This is a genomic window from Paraburkholderia sp. BL27I4N3, from assembly GCF_003386115.1.
In the GTDB taxonomy this organism is placed as follows: domain Bacteria; phylum Pseudomonadota; class Gammaproteobacteria; order Burkholderiales; family Burkholderiaceae; genus Paraburkholderia.
Map to the genome: position 1 here is coordinate 4,379,779 of NZ_QREJ01000001.1, position 15,098 is coordinate 4,394,876.

Sequence of the window (15,098 nt, forward strand, 5' to 3'; positions counted from 1 at the left end):
GATGCGTTGCATGGCCCCTCTGTCCTCGATACCTGAGAGATTGCGTTGCCGTGGTCACGTTGACGTGTCACGGTGAAACGCGCGCCCCTTCGGTGGGCAGCTTGCCAGATCCGCTCGCACTTACGACGCGCGATGCGCACGGCTACTGCCGCTCTCCAGAGTGCGAAAAACCGGTGCCCGATGTTGCCTGAGAGCGGGTTCTTCGACGCGGTCGGTCCTTTTGCCTGAGAGTTTGCGGGTGTGCCCCTTCGGCGGCGCGGCCTGCGGTTTTCTGCGGCCAGCACGCTCTCCCGACGCGTGCGGCGAATGTACGCGAGGGCCGGGGGCTTGTCAAATAAAGGCCCGAGAACCGCGCGGCGGTTGACGGAGCGTCTGCGCGCTTGTCAAAAAAAGCGCGGGACGTGATGCCCGCGCTCGTGCTGCTTCGGCGTTGAAGCCGAAATTGATTCTGGCGCGATTACTCGCCGATAGCGTGTGCCGCGTTGTCCAGTTCCTGATTCAAGACGCGCTGTTCGTCGCCCGACAGGCCGCCGCCGTGTTGCGCGGCCATGTCGTGCGCTTCCTGACGGATCACGTCGAGGCGATGGTGCAGCGCTGCGCCTTGTGGCGGCGGGTAATAGCCCTGATTCACGCGGTTGTCGATCCGGCGGCTGAGGTTGTCGATGCGGCCTTCGACCTGATGCAGGCGCTGATCCGCGATCTGTTGCGGGTTGGGGCGAGGCGCCGGCTGTGGGGTTGAGGCGCCACCACACAGGCGGCGAGGGAACTGAGCAAGGCGCAAGCGGCGAGCGCGCGGATAGTACGGGGCATGGACACTCCGGAAGTCATTGTCGTTTTGTGGTGCTACCCTGGTAGCAACGGATGACTACCGGGCCGCGCTGACCTGCCGCGCGGCCCGATTTGTAACGTTATGTTCCTTTCGGGCTTGTCAGCGTTTTTGGCCTGCGCCGTGTGCACGGCGAGTGCTGTTTTAGGTACACAAGCCGTCTCGCCGTGCGGACCAAACCGTCAGCGAATCCGTTCGAACGGCAGCCGGGCGCCTTCTTCCGAGCTTCGGCCGGCGAGCTCGATAACCGTCATGACGTCGACGGCGTCCTGTGCGCTCACCGGAAATTTGACGCCGCTCTGGATCGCGTCGGCCACCGCGACATAAAACCCGGCGTAATCGCCATTGCGCGTCGGCCACTCCCGCTCGACTTCCTGATCGCCTTCCACGACGCGCACCACACCCGGGGCGTTGCCGGCGCCGAAGCCGTCGTCGCCTGGACGCAGGCCCGCCTTCAACTGATCTTCCTGCGTGTCGAGCCCGTATTTCATATAGCTGCCGCGTGTGCCGTGGAGGGTGAAGCGCGGCGCGACCAGCGCCGTCAGCGCGCTCGCGTGCAGCACCACTTCGAATTCACCGTAGCCGAGCTGGATGTGCACGTAGTCGGGCGCACCAGCGTCGTCACGATGTGCGCGCACCGTTGCCGACACGGTTTGCGGCGTGCCGAACAGCGCCAGCGCCTGGTCGATCAGATGCGGGCCGAGGTCCAGCAGCAAGCCGCCGCCTCGCGACGCTTCCTCGCGCCAGCGCTGGCGCACCTCCGGCCGGAAACGGTCGAAGTGCGATTCGTATTGCGTGATCCGTCCCAACTCGCCGCTCGTGAGCAGATCGCGCAGGGTCAGAAAATCGCCGTCCCAGCGACGGTTGTGAAACGGCATGAAGAGTTTGCCTCGGGCGAGCGCGATGTTGGCCAGCGTATGGGCGTCGGCGGCGTTCAGCGTGACCGGTTTGTCCACCACCACGTGCTTGCCCGCTTCCAGCGTGCGGCGCGCCAGGTCGAAGTGCGTGTCGTTCGGCGTGGCGATCACGATGCAGTCGAGTTCATCCAGCGCCAGCAGCGCGTCGAGGTCGGCCACCACCTTCGTGTGCGGATAGTCGGCGAGCGCGCGCTCGGGCTGGCTCGTGGCAATGGCCGCGACGCTCGCGCGGCCGCAGTGCTCGATCACCGGCGCATGAAAGGTCGCGCCGGCGAAACCGTAACCCATCAATCCAATCTTCAGCGATGCGGACATGCGTGTCTTCCTGCAAAAACGGCGCGCCGCTTTGCCACCGCGGCGACGGCGCGCAACACCGCAATTGTGGCATGTCCTGGAGGTGGACCGTCAGCGTCGTCGTGAGCGTTTGTCGCCGCTGTCCGTCAGCACAATCGTGTTAACATCGCTCATCTCGCGCGAACCGCAGCGGGCCGGAACACCCGCGCACCGCGCGGGGCGCCCGTTCCAGCCGCCGGGGCCGCGCAGCATGCCCCCGGGCCTCCGGCCGGCGAATATGCCGCCACGCCCTCAACCGCTGCTTTCAACCGCAACACCCATCCACTGACGATGTCCGCAGGCCTGAACCCCGCTCAAAATGAAGCGGTCCGTTATCTCGACGGTCCGTGTCTCGTGCTCGCCGGCGCAGGTAGCGGCAAGACGCGCGTGATCACGCAGAAGATCGCGCACCTGATCGAGGCCAAGGGCTTCGAGCCGCGCCACATCGCTGCCGTCACGTTCACGAACAAGGCCGCGTTGGAAATGCGCGAGCGCGTGGGCAAGCTGCTCGAAGGCAAGACGCTCACCACGCCCGGCAAGGAAGGCCGCAAAGTGCCCGTCAACCAGTTGACGGTCTGCACCTTCCACTCGCTCGGCGTGCAGATTCTGCGGCAGGAAGCGGAGCACGTCGGCCTGAAGCCGCAGTTCTCGATCATGGATTCCGACGACTGCTTCGGCATGATCCAGGAGCAGGTCGGCTCGACGGACAAGGGCTTCATCCGCAAGATCCAGTCGATCATCTCGTTGTGGAAGAACGGCATGATCATGCCGGAGCAGGCGATCGCGATCGCCGCCAACGAGGATGAACATCAGGCCGCGATCGTCTACCGCAATTACGTGGCGACGCTGCATGCGTATCAGGCAGTCGATTTCGACGACCTCATCCGTCTGCCTGCCGAACTCTTCGAAAAGAACGAGCAGGTGCGCGACCGCTGGCAGAACAAGCTGCGCTATCTGCTGATCGACGAATATCAGGACACCAACGCCTGCCAGTACGAACTGGTGAAGCTGCTGGCCGGCAAGCGCGCGGCGTTCACGGCGGTGGGCGACGACGATCAGGCGATCTACGGCTGGCGCGGCGCGACGCTCGAAAATCTCGGCCAGCTCAGCAAGGATTTTCCGAAGCTGCATCTCATCAAGCTGGAGCAGAACTACCGCTCCACGGTCCGCATTCTGACCGCCGCGAACAACGTGATCGCGAACAATCCGAAGCTGTTCGAAAAGAAGTTGTGGTCCGAACACGGCATGGGCGACACGATTACCGTCACGCCATGCAACGATGAAGAGCACGAGGCCGAGTCCGTGGTGTTTCGGCTGTCGGCGCACAAGTTCGAGCGGCGCGCGAATTTTCGCGACTACGCGATCCTGTATCGCGGCAATTTTCAGGCGCGCATTTTCGAGCAGGTGTTGCGGCGCGAGCGGATTCCGTACGTGTTGTCCGGTGGCCAATCGTTCTTCGACAAGGCCGAGATCAAGGACATCTGCGCGTATCTGCGTCTGATCGCCAACGCCAACGACGACCCCGCGTTCATCCGCGCGATCACGACGCCGCGACGCGGTGTCGGCAATACGACGCTCGAGGCGCTCGGCTCGTTCGCGGGCCAAGCCAAAGTCTCGCTTTTCGAGGCGGTGTACATGGGCGGCATCGAGGCGCGTTTGTCGCCGCGGCAGATCGAACCGATGCGCGTGTTCTGCGACTTCATGCAGCGTCTCACCGATCGCGCCGAGAAGGACGCCGCCGGCACGCTGCTCGACGAACTGATGGACGCGATCCACTACGAGGCCTATCTGTACGATGCATTCGACGAACGTCAGGCGCAGTCCAAGTGGCAAAACGTGCTGGAGTTCATGGAATGGCTCAAGCGCAAGGGCACCAAGGCCGAGCCCACGGGCGCCGCGGCCGATGAAGCCACCGGCTACGACACCGCCGACGGTCTCGGCGACACCGGCAAGAGCCTGCTCGGGCTGATCCAGACGGTTGCGCTGATGTCGATGCTCGAAGGCCGCGAGGAAGATCCCGACGCGGTGCGTTTGTCGACGGTGCATGCGTCGAAGGGTCTGGAGTATCCGCACGTGTTTCTGGTGGGCGTCGAGGAAGGCATCATGCCGCATCGCGGCGGTGCGGACGACGAGCCGATCGACGACGCGCGCATCGAAGAAGAACGCCGGCTGATGTACGTGGCGATCACGCGTGCGCAGCGCAGTCTGCATCTGAACTGGTGCAAGAAGCGCAAGCGCGCGCGAGAGACGGTGGTGTGCGAGCCGTCACGCTTCATTCCCGAAATGCTGCTCGACGACGCCCCGCCGCCGACGCCCGAAGAAGCGCCGATGTCGCCGAAAGACCGGCTCGCGAGTTTGAAGGCGCTGTTGCAGAAGCCTTGAGCTGATGCCGAGATTGTTGAGATCGCATAGGCCCGTTTGCCGACCGAGAGATAAAAAAATCCCTGCAACGCGGCGACGCGGTGCAGGGATTTTTTGTGCTGCGGCAAACGCCGCGAGCGTGTTACTTCACCGCGCTGACCATGTAGTCGACGGCGGCCTTCACATCCGCGTCGGAGGCTGTCGAGCCGCCCTTCGGCGGCATCGCGCCCTTGCCGTGCAGCGCGTAGTTATAGACCGTGTCCATAGGCTCTTTCAGACGGGGAGCCCAGGCATCCTTGTCGCCGAACTTCGGTGCGTTCAACACGCCGGCTGCGTGGCAGGCCTGGCAAACCTGCTGATACAACGCCTTGCCGGCTTGCGATGCGTCGGCGCTTTGCGTGCCGCCCGCTGCCGGCGCGGCCGCTTGCGGCACGCTCGCCATGGCGGCCATCGCTGCGGCGGCCTGAGCCGCACCCGCGTCGGAAGCGCCGGCCGGCGCTTCGGCCGCAGCACCGGATGCTGCTGCTGTGCCCGCTGCCGGCTGAGCCGGTTCAGGGAAACTGCCGCCGGAATTGTTGGCCATGTAGGCGACCGCGCGGGCGATTTCGAAATCGCTGTAGTCGTCCGGACTGGTGCCGCCGCGCGGGGGCATCGCGCCTTTGCCGGAGAGCGCCGTGTGCAAAAGCGTGTCGAAGCCCTGGGCGATGCGCGGTGCCCAGTCGGCGGTATTGGTGAATTTCGGCGCGCCTGCGGCACCCGACGCGTGACACGCGGAGCACACCGCCTTGTAGACTTCCTCGCCGGTCTTGTAGACGCGCGGCGCGTTGGCGTCGCGAATGTCGACCTGGGCGAACGGCTTGATGCGGGCGGTGACCTCGGCTTCGGAGAGGGAGTCGGTGCCGGCGCCGGTGCGCGTCGAATTGTCGACGTAGATCACTAGCAGAACGATGATGACGATCGGTACCGCAAAACTGGCAATGATTGCGGCGACGAGCTGCCCGGGGGTTTTGATCGGGGCTCCGTGTGGTGCTTCGCTCATGCTTGTCTCGTCTCCGTGGGTATGTGAGCGGTACAGCGTGACGGCAACTTCTTGTTCTTTAATCAGGCACGGACGATTATAGACGGAACATTTCGGCGGCGGCGAGGGGCGCGGCGCGGTGTTCAGCAGGCGTTTACCCGCATCGCGCGGGTTGTGCGAAAGACTTCGAAGACCGCCATTCAGGCCGTCCGGTGGACGGTATGGCGGAAACCGGGTATCCTTTCGGTCTCGCTTTGGCGTCGCATCCGTTCTGGTGCCGCGCATTCTTGTTGAAGCGCCCGTAGCTCAATGGATAGAGTACTGCCCTCCGAAGGCAGGGGTTGCTGGTTCGATCCCAGCCGGGCGCACCAAAAAAGAGTCGATCTCGCTCAAGGGCTTACGCAATATGCGCTAAGCCCTTTTGTTTTTACGGTCATGTCGTGTTCAGACGACTGCCGCCTAAGCTCCCACATTCCTGCAAGTAATCGTCCCTCGACGCCCTGCGTACGCTCGCATGCGCTTCGCAGAATAATCCTAGAAACATGCACTTTGTCTGTATTGAAATTAAGAATCGGACGTTTGAAGGTCTCCATGCGGACATTTCGCATTGCCCCACCCTATCCCCTTAATTAGCATGGTTTGCTCATGCAATTTCCATCGCATGAATACCCCGGAGCGGCATTTCGACATCGCTTCACTGATTAATAAAGGTGTGGCGATCAATCCGCGCGCCGATCGTTTTATTGCAGGTCATGTACAAAATAACCCGGCTGATCTTAACCGCATCGATCATGATGCTATCCAATCTCGTCCACGCGCAATCGGCGGCGCCTCAAACAGGTGCGAGCGAGTTTGCCGGTCCCTATGTGGGTTTCAAGTTGGGTGTGAATACCTCCGATGCCTCAGGCGTTGACAGTAAAGCATCGCACACCACGGTTTTTCCTGGTTTCACGGCGGGATATAACTTTGACGTCGACCGTTTCGTCGCAGGCGCCGAAGTTTTTGCCGATCTGCATCATGGCTCGACAACCTATAAAGACGGCGGAATCGATGCGAAATTCGGCATGCCGTTCAATCAGTTCATGCCCTATGTCCGTATTGGGTTGACAACGGATTGGCCGAACATCCGCCCTCACTGGGGTTTAGGCGTCGAATATAAATTCGCTAGACACGTGAGTGCGGTGGGCGAATGGACAACCGACACCAGCAATCACGACGGCACCCGAAGAACGAATAACAGCCTCACAATCGGCGTGCAATATCACTTCAACTGACGTGCTGGATTCGCAACTGCGCGGCTAACCGATCGGGCTCGAACAACCGCCTTGCCCGCAACAAGGTTGTTGAAAGCGCCCCCTACCGTTAGAATCCCCCGGTCACTGGGGAGTAGCCTTCCTTCATGTACTGAAGGAGAGCGCGTCAACATACTTGGCCTGCGGGTCATGGCGCGTTCGACCGGGTCGGTTTGGCGAGACCATTGACGCACAGCCTCGTTCTGGTCGGACGGGCGGCGGTGCGTCATTGGTTTGTCATCTACGTCCGGCCGCGGAGTTGCCCTGTGAAACATCGTCGCATCCAGCAAGTCTCCCCTCTCGTCCGTCCGCCGCGCCTCTACTTCTGCCTGTCCGCGGAGCGCCGCGCATGACGGGTCTCCTGTTCGAACTTGCCATCATGCTGGTTGTCATTCTGGTGGCGGCCGAGCTCTTCACCAATGCGCTCGAGCATCTGGGCGAACGCCTCAAGATTTCCGAAGGCGTGACGGGTTCACTATTCGCCGCCGTCGGCACGGCGTTGCCCGAGACGCTCGTACCGCTGCTCGCGATCGCCGGCGGCACGACCGATAACGTGGTCAACCAGGAAATCGGCGTCGGCGCGATTCTCGGTGCGCCGCTGATGCTCTCCACCCTCTCCACCTTCCTCATGACGCTCGCGATTCTCGGCTCACGCGGCGCGCGCGGCTGGGTCGCGCCGGAGCGTACGGGTTTCACGCGCGACCTCAACTATTTCCTGTGCGCGTTCGTGCTGGCCGCCGCGGCGATGTACGTGCCGCATGAGCAAATGATCGTACGCGCGCTCTTCAGCGTGGCGCTGGTCGGCGTGTACGTCACCTACGTGGTGATGACCTTCCGTGCATCGAATGACCTGGTCGATGCCGGTCACGGCACTGAAGCGCCGGGCAAGATGTTGATCTCGCGCCTCGGCGTGCCGACCAACCTCGCGACCATCGTGGTGCAACTGGCGCTCGCCGTCGCGTTGCTGGTGTGGGGCGCGGAAGGCTTCATCCATGGTGTGCGCGGTGTCTCGCAGGCGCTCGGCGTGTCGCCGCTGCTGCTCTCGCTGCTGATCATTCCGATCGCGACCGAACTGCCCGAGAAGGTCAACAGCATTCTCTGGATTCGCCGCGGCAAGGACACGCTGGCGTTCGGCAACATCACCGGTGCGATGGTGTTTCAGGGCACCTTGCTGCCAGCAATCGGTATCCTACTGACGCCGTGGGTGCCGCGTATCGAAGTGGTGACCGGCATCGTGATCACGCTGGCCGCCGCGGCGTGGCTGCGGATCAATGTGCGTGAGCGCGGCGTGCCGGTGTGGGCGTTACTGGTTTGCGGGGTGTTGTATGCAACTTATCTGGCGATCACGCTGAGCCGCTAGACGAGCCGTCGGCGACGTTCGAATCAGTCGCAGAAGGCCGCTTGGCCCACGGCCTTCTGAGTTTCAGGTTCAGTTCGGCCGGGCCGTTGTCGGCGCTGCGGTCGCTGCCGCGCCGTCCGGCTTGAACACGACTCTCCAGTCATCTTTCATATCGACGACAAGCCAGCCTTTCGCGCCGGCCTCGTCCAGACCTTTGTCGAGTTTGCCGCTCTTCGCCGTGCGGTCGTATGCGTATTCGCGTTCCGCGTCCGTGTGATGCACGAGCGCGGCGAGGCGCGGGCCAGCGCCTGCCGAGGTCCATTCGAGCATTGGCACGTCGCCATCCGCGTTACCGAACGCGATCACCGGACGTCTGCCGATCACGCGCTCGATGGCGAGCGGTTTGGCCGAGCCGTCGACCAGCGTGTCGACTTGTGCGAGGCGCGTCAGCGAGACCGCACCGTTGCTCTGGCCATACCGATACTTAACGGTGCTGCCGATCACCTGCTCGGGCGGAATGCCGTACATGCGTTGGGCGACGTCGCGGACGAACTCGGCGTCGCCAGCCGTCACCAGATAGGTCTTGAAGCCGTTCGCGCGCAGATAGGCGAGCAACTCGAGCATGGGCTGATACGCGAGATCGGCGTAGGGCCGGTTGAAGTGCGGGTCGCTCGCGGAATCGAACCATTCGTGCACGAGTGCGGCGAACTGATCGCCCGTCATGCCGGCGTGGGCCGCCGCCAACACCCGCATCGAGCCGCTGTCGCCGGTTGCCGCCACATTCCTGAGATTGCCTTTGAGGATCGAGCGGAACGGCTCCTGACGCTTCCATTCCGGATGCCGTCCGGCCACCGTCTTCACACGTTGCAGCGCGAACACCAGTTGCACCGATGCGGGCTGCTCGGGCCACAGTGTGCCGTCGTTATCGAATACGGCGATCCGGTCGGCACGCGGGATGAAATCCTTTGACTCGGGCGTAGTCACGAGCGTCACGAAGTCGACAATCGAGCGTTTGGTCTTCGTGTCATTCCATGACGCCAACGCGGCGGCCGTCGATGCGCCGGCCTGCGACACCTCGTCCTGTCGCGGCGTCACGGAACAGGCAGAAAGAAGGACAACGGCGAAGGCGATGCAGTAGCGGTGCAGCGTGCGAATCATGAAAGCCTCATCGAAAACGGTGGGTCGAACTCAAGCGAGCGCCAGTCTAATGGGCCAAAGGGTTTATTGCAGCCGTTGTGGGATTTTTTCGACATTGAGGCTTGAGCTTGCCTCGGCAAAACACAATGCCGATTGAATAAGCGGGCAAGCCGGTCGCGACTGATCTGGCTTCTGCCGTGTTACAAAATTATCTCCGTGATTGCAGAAATCGTTGCTAGTATTCCTAACGATGCCAGCGTGGTGAATCTTCCCCTTTCCGCATGCTTCGTTTGATGCGGCGTCTCTCGTTTCAAGGACCGTTCATGCAAGCCCCGTACTCAGCTGCGTCACCTTTCTAGATTGTTCGAGTGATATAACGCGCTTCATTTGCGCGATGTGGCGTCCGGCCGCGCGTAGCTGCCCGAATTCGCAAACACGCGCGAAATCAATTGGGCTTGAATCGGCCACCCGAACGCCATTCCTTTGAAATGATTTTTCGTCGTGGAAAGGCGGGTGCACGCCTAGAAGAAATAACCATAAAACAAGGCTCGATAATGGGTTACCGTTGCGCGTTTCGGATGAGGACGTTAAACGCCGCTGCGTTCGCGTGGTCGCGGGTCTTGGCTCAGGCATCCGCCGCCGACGTCGATAAAGATAATCTCTCGCTCAATCTCGCCGTCCCATTCAGCATCCATAACCACTACACGCCGAACGTGTTCGGCACCGTGCTCGACCACAACTGGATGTTCCCACGCCGCAGAGCGCTGAGGCGCGCATGGACGACCCGGACATCGACATGCACAGGAAGGCGGCGACATGGGTGACGATGGCCGTGCTGGCGTCGGTCGCGCCGCCAATTGTGCGCGAAGCCTGATGCCTGCGCACGTACGCGCAGTGTGGCTTGCGGACGCAGGCTGCCCAGATGCGGTGCCGGAAGAGTGAGAATGCCGAACATCCATTCGATGAGGACGATTATGAGTCAACCTAACTGTTTGTTCGCAGCCGGTCGGCTCGTTGCCGGATTCTGCAAAGGCGCGCTTCTGACCACCGTCGGCGTGAGCCTCTCCCAGACGGCGTGGGCGACGGAAGGCGGCATAGGCCGTCCGATCACCGGCCAGCAGGTGACGCCGTACGGCGGCATCGTGCCGCCCACCAGCGACTGGATCGTGTCGGCCGCCACGATCTATTACGAAGGCTCGCTAAGCGCGAGCAAGTCGATTCCGATTGCCGGACAGGTCACGCAAGGCGTCAATGCGAAGGCCGAATACACGATCCTCGCCGCAGTCAAGACGTGGGGGATTACCGTGGGCGGCTGGAACTTCGCGTCGTCGTTCGGGGTGCCGGTTCAGTACACCAACATCTCGTCGTTTCATGGTCGCTTGCCGAACGACCACGGCACCCAGTTCGCCGATTTCTTCTTTACGCCAGTCATTGCCGGCTATCACCTGACCAAGACCGACCACGTCGCGTTGAGCGTGCAGATCTACGCGCCGACCGGTGCGTACAACTCGAACCGGCTTGCCAATGCCGGACAGAACACGTGGACCTTCACGCCGACAATCGCTTATACGAAATTGCTGCCGAAGGAGAACATCGAACTGTCGTTGAATTACGGCCTCGAGTTCTATACGCCCAATAAGGACACCCACTATCACAACGCACCGGTGAGCGTGCTCGATCTGCTCGTGCTCAAGCGCTTCAGCAGCGGGTGGGGCGTCGGCGTGGTGGGCGGCTATATCCAGCAGATCGGCCATGACAGCGGCGGCATTGCGGACATTGTCGGTGGCGACCAGGGTCATTCCGTAGGCCTCGGGCCGATGATCACGTGGTCGGGGAAGGTGCAGAAAACCCCCATTTCGGCTGCGCTGCGCTGGGTCAACGAATTCAACACCAGCAATCGGCCGAAGGGTAACGCGGTGCAATTGTCGGTCAATGCGACGTTTAAGTAACGTCGCGGCATGCGAGGTGTGAGGCGCTTACTTCCAGGCGAGCAAGAGGCGGGTTCGCGCGGCATTGCGGCTAACAAGGACACTGGGCACGCCGGCGCGCGGAACAACGGCAACGCAAGGATGCGGAGGGACATCCGCGGAGGCGCCTTCGCGGCCGGACCGCAATCGATCAGGCGCCCGTGCCGCGCTCGCAGATCGCGTAGACGCTGGAGCACAAGTCGGGATAGACACGCCCGAGCTCAAAACAGCCATCCAGATACTCTCTGGATATGATGCCGGCCTGCAATGCCGCATCGATCTGGAAGTTGGCGAGGCCCTTGAAAAAGACCCCACCTTCGGTGACCGGGCGAAGCTTTGCCGCACGCAGATCGGCTCGCAGCGTGTCGATTGAATACGTCACGCGATGACCGTGTGCGGCTTCAGCCGCCGTCACGGCCGCGTGATGGTCGATCAGCCCCATGTTGACTGCGATCTGCCGCGATCCGGCGCGCGCATTTGGCGCGGCCACGAACAGGCGGCCGCCTTTCGGTAGCCAGCTGCCGATCCGGCTCAGGACTTCGACCGGATGATCGAGGTGTTCGAGCGTATGAATCAGGAAGATGTTGTCGTAGCGTCGCGCCGGTTCGAAAGTCTCGAACGTCGAGTGATGGAATTTGACAGCGCCTTTCGTCTTGTCCGACGCAACGGCAATGCAGTCTGCCGATGCCTCGACGACTTCCAGTGAATCGAAGCGCTGTGCTAGGAGTCGCGTGAAGTTACCTTCGAAGCATCCGAGTTCGAGCGCGTTGCCGCCGACGACGAACGGTGCGAATGTCCGAAGCATGTATTCGTGCATCAGATAATCGAAGTCGTAAGCGTAGCGATGTTCGGGATGATCTTTCGCTTCCGCGTCGTAGTCTCTGTTCATGGTCGTCAATCCTGTCCACGTTGATAGAACCGCTGCTCAACCGGCACATAAAACTCCTCGAGCGACTCCGGCACCCGGGCGTTGAAGCCGAGCACCTGGCGCATCCATGCGTTGCAGCGGTCGAGATTGCGGTATCCGAATAGCCGCGCGTAGTCGAGCTGCGGCTTGAAGAAGGGGCTGGTGAACGTCAGTGTCAGCGCACGGCGCGGCGCATCGGTGGTATTGCGGCCGGTAGCGTGCCACATGCGGGAATCGAACAGCAGAACCGAACCGCGCTTTCCGGTCGCCCGCGCAGCCTGCGCGTAGAAATGCTCGTCGGTGGGCTGCTGCTGGAGATTTTGCGAGTGCGAAAGAATATGCGTCGCGCCATTGGCCAGCGTGAAATCGTCGAGCATCACCAATGCGTTCACCATGAAGCGCCGCGAGTCGGAGCCGAAACGGATATCGCGGTGCACGTTCTGCACGTAAGAGCGCGAGTCGCGCTCGTTGATCACGCCGCCGTACGAATTCAGAACGAAGTTGCCTTCGAAGTATTCTTTGAAAAGCGGCTCGAGCGCTGAGAATTGCGCCAGCAATTCGACGTAGCTCGGGTCATCCATCAGCAGATGATGCAAAGTGCCGGCGCTGTTTTCCAGCACGCCGTTGCGTCGCCTGATCTGGTCGCGCAACGCGAGCGAAGGACCGAGCGCCTTCACCAGCGAATCGAGCAATTCGGTGTGAATCAGTCCGGGGAGCACCGTCCATCCCGCCGTGGCGAGTTCGGTGTGGTGTCGAGCGTCAATCGTGTTCATGAATGGAGCGAGGTAACGGCAAAAGCAAAAGGCTCAGTGTCGATCGGCGGCCAGAATGGCCATCGGCATGACGTCAAGATAGCGGTCGCCTTTGAAGACGGCCTGGCGTAAAAGACCTTCGGCGCGAAAGCCCACTTTCTCGTAGAGCGCGATGGCGCGCGCATTTGACGCGAGCACGGTCAGCGAAATACGGTGGAGGTTGAGGTCGCCAAATGCGTGCTCGAGCGTCTGGCGCGTGGCGGCCTCGCCAATGCCCCGGCCGCGAGCCGTCTCGGCGCCGATCTGAATCGAGAACTCCGCGCAGCGGCTCACCCAGTCGATGCCTAGCAGATACGTCACGCCGACAACTTCCTCTGTAGACGCGAGGCACACGGCGAGACGCACGTTATTCGTCCGGGAGCCGAGATAGCTATCGAACCATTTACTGTCGATCTCGGTGCCCACGTATCGGAAGGCGCCGCCCAAATGACTGACCAGCGTCTTGTCGGCGCGCCATGTGTTGATGGTCGACAGGTCGCCTCGTTCGATCTCGCGCAGGAATATCGTGTTGTCGCTCATGCGAGTCGGTCCAGTAGGTGTTGCACCATCGGCGCCAGATCGCTGTGCGTCAGCCGCTGATCGCAAGGAAGGCACAAGGTCGATTCGGGAAGCCTGCGTTCGAAGTCCGGTGCGCCTGCAGCGGTTGCGATATCCGGCCAGTAAGTCGGCGTATAGATGCGTTGCGCTCGAAGAACCTCGCGCATGCCGGGCGGCGCGCCGAAAAACGGGTAGCAGAGCGGCGCCGCATCTTCGTCGTAACGAAACGTGAAGCGGTTATAGCGCTGCAATTTATCGTGCAGATAGGCGAAATTTTCGGCTCGCCGTGCGCGGACGCTTTCGTAGTCGACGCCGGCGAGCAGCCGTTGCGTCAGTGCCGACATGCGCAACGGTTCCTGGTGCTTGAGGCTTTCTTCGGCCGCGGCGTAGTCGGAGTAACCTGCTTCCGCATCTTTCGCGAGCCTCGTCAGCAGATAGCCGCTGCGCAGCAACGAGGCATCGTCGACAGCTTCCGGCATTGCGATCGGCTGCCGTGTAACGAGGTATCCGCCATCCGGCACGCCAAGGAATTTGCGCGGCGAGTACAGCGTGGCGAGGCAATCCGCGGACCGTGCGAACAACGCCTGCGCATTGTCGATCACGACGCGTTCGCGTGGGAACCGGCTGAGCACATCGTCGACCTGTTGAGCGCACAAGCCGAAATAGTTGACGTAAACTAGCCACTCACCTTGTGCGATATCGACAGGCTGCACGCGCAATTCGGCGTCGAGCCGATAGCGTTTGAACGGCGTGCCGGTCATGCGCAGTGGCTCGATCATCGCGTCGCAAATGTACCAGGGCATCCAGACGGCAGTCGGCCGCACTGCCCGAAGCAGCGCAAGAAACGCCGCGCGCGACGACTGGAAACGCAACGCGTCGTCGTGAAGCGTCGCTCCTGCTCGTGGAAGTTCCAGTTCGAAATATCCGCCGATTGCGCGCGGCTCGCGCGGGATCATGCGTTCACCTCGACGCACAGCATATCTCTGACGCTGTTTTTGCTGTTGAACATCAGGACGTCGAGAATCGATAAGGCGGGGTGAAAAGTATCGTCAAACTGCGTATAGGGACACAGGTTCGGTTCAACGAAGGCGAGCTCCACGCCGCGCGTCAAGAATGCCGCACTATCGTAAAGTGCGCGGCCACCCGGCAGATTCACATAGGTGCTCGCGTGCTCTCTCGCGCAGATATCGATGACCCGCTCGGCACCTTTGAGTTGCGCATTGCCGTACTTCGTCGAAGACGGGACGAATTCTGTATCGATCTCGAGGTACTTGCAAATTTCCATGACAGTGTGCGACGCGAGCTGCGAAACAGGTGCGAGAGGCTCTGCCAGAATCCGCCCGACCAACGCGCTGACCTGCGCGTAGTGAGGCGCTTTGGCATACGCATGCCGAATCGATTCCAGCAGCTTGCGCAGCCAGCGCTCGCGCGGTTCGACCAGTACCTCGTTGATCTTTAACGAAGGACTCGCACCGCGGAGCGGCACGGTGAGATAACGCACCTGGTCGCCCAGCAACATCCGGTTGCGGTTGATCCAGCCATTCTTGATGAAGTTCACGTCGTCGTAAAAGACGAACTTGTCGACTGCCGCCGCCAGCTGGAAATATCCGATGTACGGAAACAGGTAGGGCTGCATGATCGCGAGCTTCATG

General features: G+C 61.7%; 12 protein-coding genes, 1 tRNA gene, 1 pseudogene and 3 riboswitches. Of the genes and pseudogenes, 5 read left to right on the forward strand and 9 right to left on the reverse strand.

Translation table 11 applies throughout. The features are described from left to right. Positions 1-9: 9 nt before the first annotated feature. Positions 10-169: riboswitch (glycine riboswitch) on the reverse strand. 32 nt (positions 170-201) lie between these two features. Further along, positions 202-303: riboswitch (glycine riboswitch) on the reverse strand. A gap of 154 nt (positions 304-457) precedes the next feature. Then, positions 458-810, reverse strand: a pseudogene (locus tag B0G71_RS19755) (hypothetical protein). Positions 811-1,008: 198 nt separating this feature from the next. Beyond that, positions 1,009-2,058 carry an oxidoreductase gene (locus B0G71_RS19760; RefSeq protein ID WP_116143600.1) on the reverse strand — a complete coding sequence of 350 codons (1,050 nt, stop codon included), beginning with the start codon at positions 2,056-2,058 and terminating at the stop codon, positions 1,009-1,011. Between the two features lie 309 nt (positions 2,059-2,367). Between B0G71_RS19760 and B0G71_RS19765 the strand changes: the two genes are divergently transcribed. Continuing rightward, positions 2,368-4,458: a UvrD-helicase domain-containing protein gene (locus B0G71_RS19765; RefSeq protein WP_116143602.1), complete on the forward strand. Its 2,091-nt coding sequence runs from the start codon at positions 2,368-2,370 to the stop codon at positions 4,456-4,458. Positions 4,459-4,579: 121 nt separating this feature from the next. On the opposite strand, the gene B0G71_RS19770 is transcribed toward B0G71_RS19765, so the two are convergent. Next, complete coding sequence (locus B0G71_RS19770; protein ID WP_116143604.1) at positions 4,580-5,476, reverse strand: cytochrome c5 family protein; 897 nt, start codon at positions 5,474-5,476, stop codon at positions 4,580-4,582. Positions 5,477-5,750: 274 nt separating this feature from the next. On the opposite strand from B0G71_RS19770, the gene B0G71_RS19775 reads away from it, so the two are divergent. The 3 genes from B0G71_RS19775 (at position 5,751) to B0G71_RS19785 (ending at position 8,107) form a co-directional block, all read left to right on the forward strand. Further along, positions 5,751-5,826: transfer RNA gene (locus B0G71_RS19775), tRNA-Arg, on the forward strand. 339 nt (positions 5,827-6,165) lie between these two features. After that, positions 6,166-6,729 carry a porin family protein gene (locus tag B0G71_RS19780; RefSeq protein WP_258875627.1) on the forward strand — a complete coding sequence of 188 codons (564 nt, stop codon included), beginning with the start codon at positions 6,166-6,168 and terminating at the stop codon, positions 6,727-6,729. A 95-nt stretch (positions 6,730-6,824) separates the two neighbouring features. Then, positions 6,825-7,000, forward strand: a riboswitch (yybP-ykoY riboswitch). Between the two features lie 96 nt (positions 7,001-7,096). After that, the gene (locus tag B0G71_RS19785; protein WP_116143608.1) at positions 7,097-8,107 is read left to right on the forward strand and encodes a sodium:calcium antiporter; all 1,011 of its coding nucleotides are present in this window, start codon (positions 7,097-7,099) and stop codon (positions 8,105-8,107) included. Positions 8,108-8,176: 69 nt separating this feature from the next. Here the strand turns inward: B0G71_RS19785 and B0G71_RS19790 are convergent, their stop codons facing one another. Then, complete coding sequence (locus B0G71_RS19790; RefSeq protein WP_116143610.1) at positions 8,177-9,244, reverse strand: HAD family phosphatase; 1,068 nt, start codon at positions 9,242-9,244, stop codon at positions 8,177-8,179. 953 nt (positions 9,245-10,197) lie between these two features. Between B0G71_RS19790 and B0G71_RS19795 the strand changes: the two genes are divergently transcribed. Then, positions 10,198-11,172 (forward strand): transporter, encoded by a 975-nt coding sequence (locus B0G71_RS19795; RefSeq protein ID WP_258875628.1) that lies wholly within the window; start codon positions 10,198-10,200, stop codon positions 11,170-11,172. 169 nt (positions 11,173-11,341) lie between these two features. Here the strand turns inward: B0G71_RS19795 and B0G71_RS19800 are convergent, their stop codons facing one another. From B0G71_RS19800 to B0G71_RS19820, 5 genes are read right to left on the reverse strand one after another with little or no spacing between them, the layout of a single operon-like run. Beyond that, the gene (locus B0G71_RS19800; protein WP_116143614.1) at positions 11,342-12,079 is read right to left on the reverse strand and encodes a trans-aconitate 2-methyltransferase; all 738 of its coding nucleotides are present in this window, start codon (positions 12,077-12,079) and stop codon (positions 11,342-11,344) included. Between the two features lie 5 nt (positions 12,080-12,084). Next, positions 12,085-12,870: a phytanoyl-CoA dioxygenase family protein gene (locus B0G71_RS19805; protein WP_116143616.1), complete on the reverse strand. Its 786-nt coding sequence runs from the start codon at positions 12,868-12,870 to the stop codon at positions 12,085-12,087. 33 nt (positions 12,871-12,903) lie between these two features. Further along, positions 12,904-13,428: a GNAT family N-acetyltransferase gene (locus B0G71_RS19810; RefSeq protein ID WP_116143618.1), complete on the reverse strand. Its 525-nt coding sequence runs from the start codon at positions 13,426-13,428 to the stop codon at positions 12,904-12,906. Further along, the gene (locus B0G71_RS19815; protein ID WP_116143620.1) at positions 13,425-14,402 is read right to left on the reverse strand and encodes a hypothetical protein; all 978 of its coding nucleotides are present in this window, start codon (positions 14,400-14,402) and stop codon (positions 13,425-13,427) included. Before B0G71_RS19815 ends, B0G71_RS19810 begins: the two co-directional genes overlap by 4 nt. After that, on the reverse strand, positions 14,399-15,097 hold the full coding sequence (locus tag B0G71_RS19820) for a WbqC family protein (RefSeq protein WP_116143622.1): 699 nt from the start codon (positions 15,095-15,097) through the stop codon (positions 14,399-14,401). The genes B0G71_RS19815 and B0G71_RS19820 overlap by 4 nt, the downstream gene beginning before the upstream one ends. Position 15,098 lies beyond the last annotated feature (1 nt).

Bases quoted from the DNA above. Each gene is read 5' to 3' on its own strand.
- B0G71_RS19765 (WP_116143602.1), top strand. From the start codon at position 2,368: ATGTCCGCAGGCCTGAACCCCGCTCAAAATGAAGCGGTCCGTTATCTC.
- B0G71_RS19805 (WP_116143616.1), bottom strand. From the start codon at position 12,870: ATGAACACGATTGACGCTCGACACCACACCGAACTCGCCACGGCGGGA.
- B0G71_RS19795 (WP_258875628.1), top strand. From the start codon at position 10,198: ATGAGTCAACCTAACTGTTTGTTCGCAGCCGGTCGGCTCGTTGCCGGA.
- B0G71_RS19815 (WP_116143620.1), bottom strand. From the start codon at position 14,402: ATGATCCCGCGCGAGCCGCGCGCAATCGGCGGATATTTCGAACTGGAA.
- B0G71_RS19800 (WP_116143614.1), bottom strand. From the start codon at position 12,079: ATGAACAGAGACTACGACGCGGAAGCGAAAGATCATCCCGAACATCGC.
- B0G71_RS19820 (WP_116143622.1), bottom strand. From the start codon at position 15,097: ATGAAGCTCGCGATCATGCAGCCCTACCTGTTTCCGTACATCGGATAT.
- B0G71_RS19790 (WP_116143610.1), bottom strand. From the start codon at position 9,244: ATGATTCGCACGCTGCACCGCTACTGCATCGCCTTCGCCGTTGTCCTT.
- B0G71_RS19785 (WP_116143608.1), top strand. From the start codon at position 7,097: ATGACGGGTCTCCTGTTCGAACTTGCCATCATGCTGGTTGTCATTCTG.
- B0G71_RS19810 (WP_116143618.1), bottom strand. From the start codon at position 13,428: ATGAGCGACAACACGATATTCCTGCGCGAGATCGAACGAGGCGACCTG.
- B0G71_RS19770 (WP_116143604.1), bottom strand. From the start codon at position 5,476: ATGAGCGAAGCACCACACGGAGCCCCGATCAAAACCCCCGGGCAGCTC.
- B0G71_RS19760 (WP_116143600.1), bottom strand. From the start codon at position 2,058: ATGTCCGCATCGCTGAAGATTGGATTGATGGGTTACGGTTTCGCCGGC.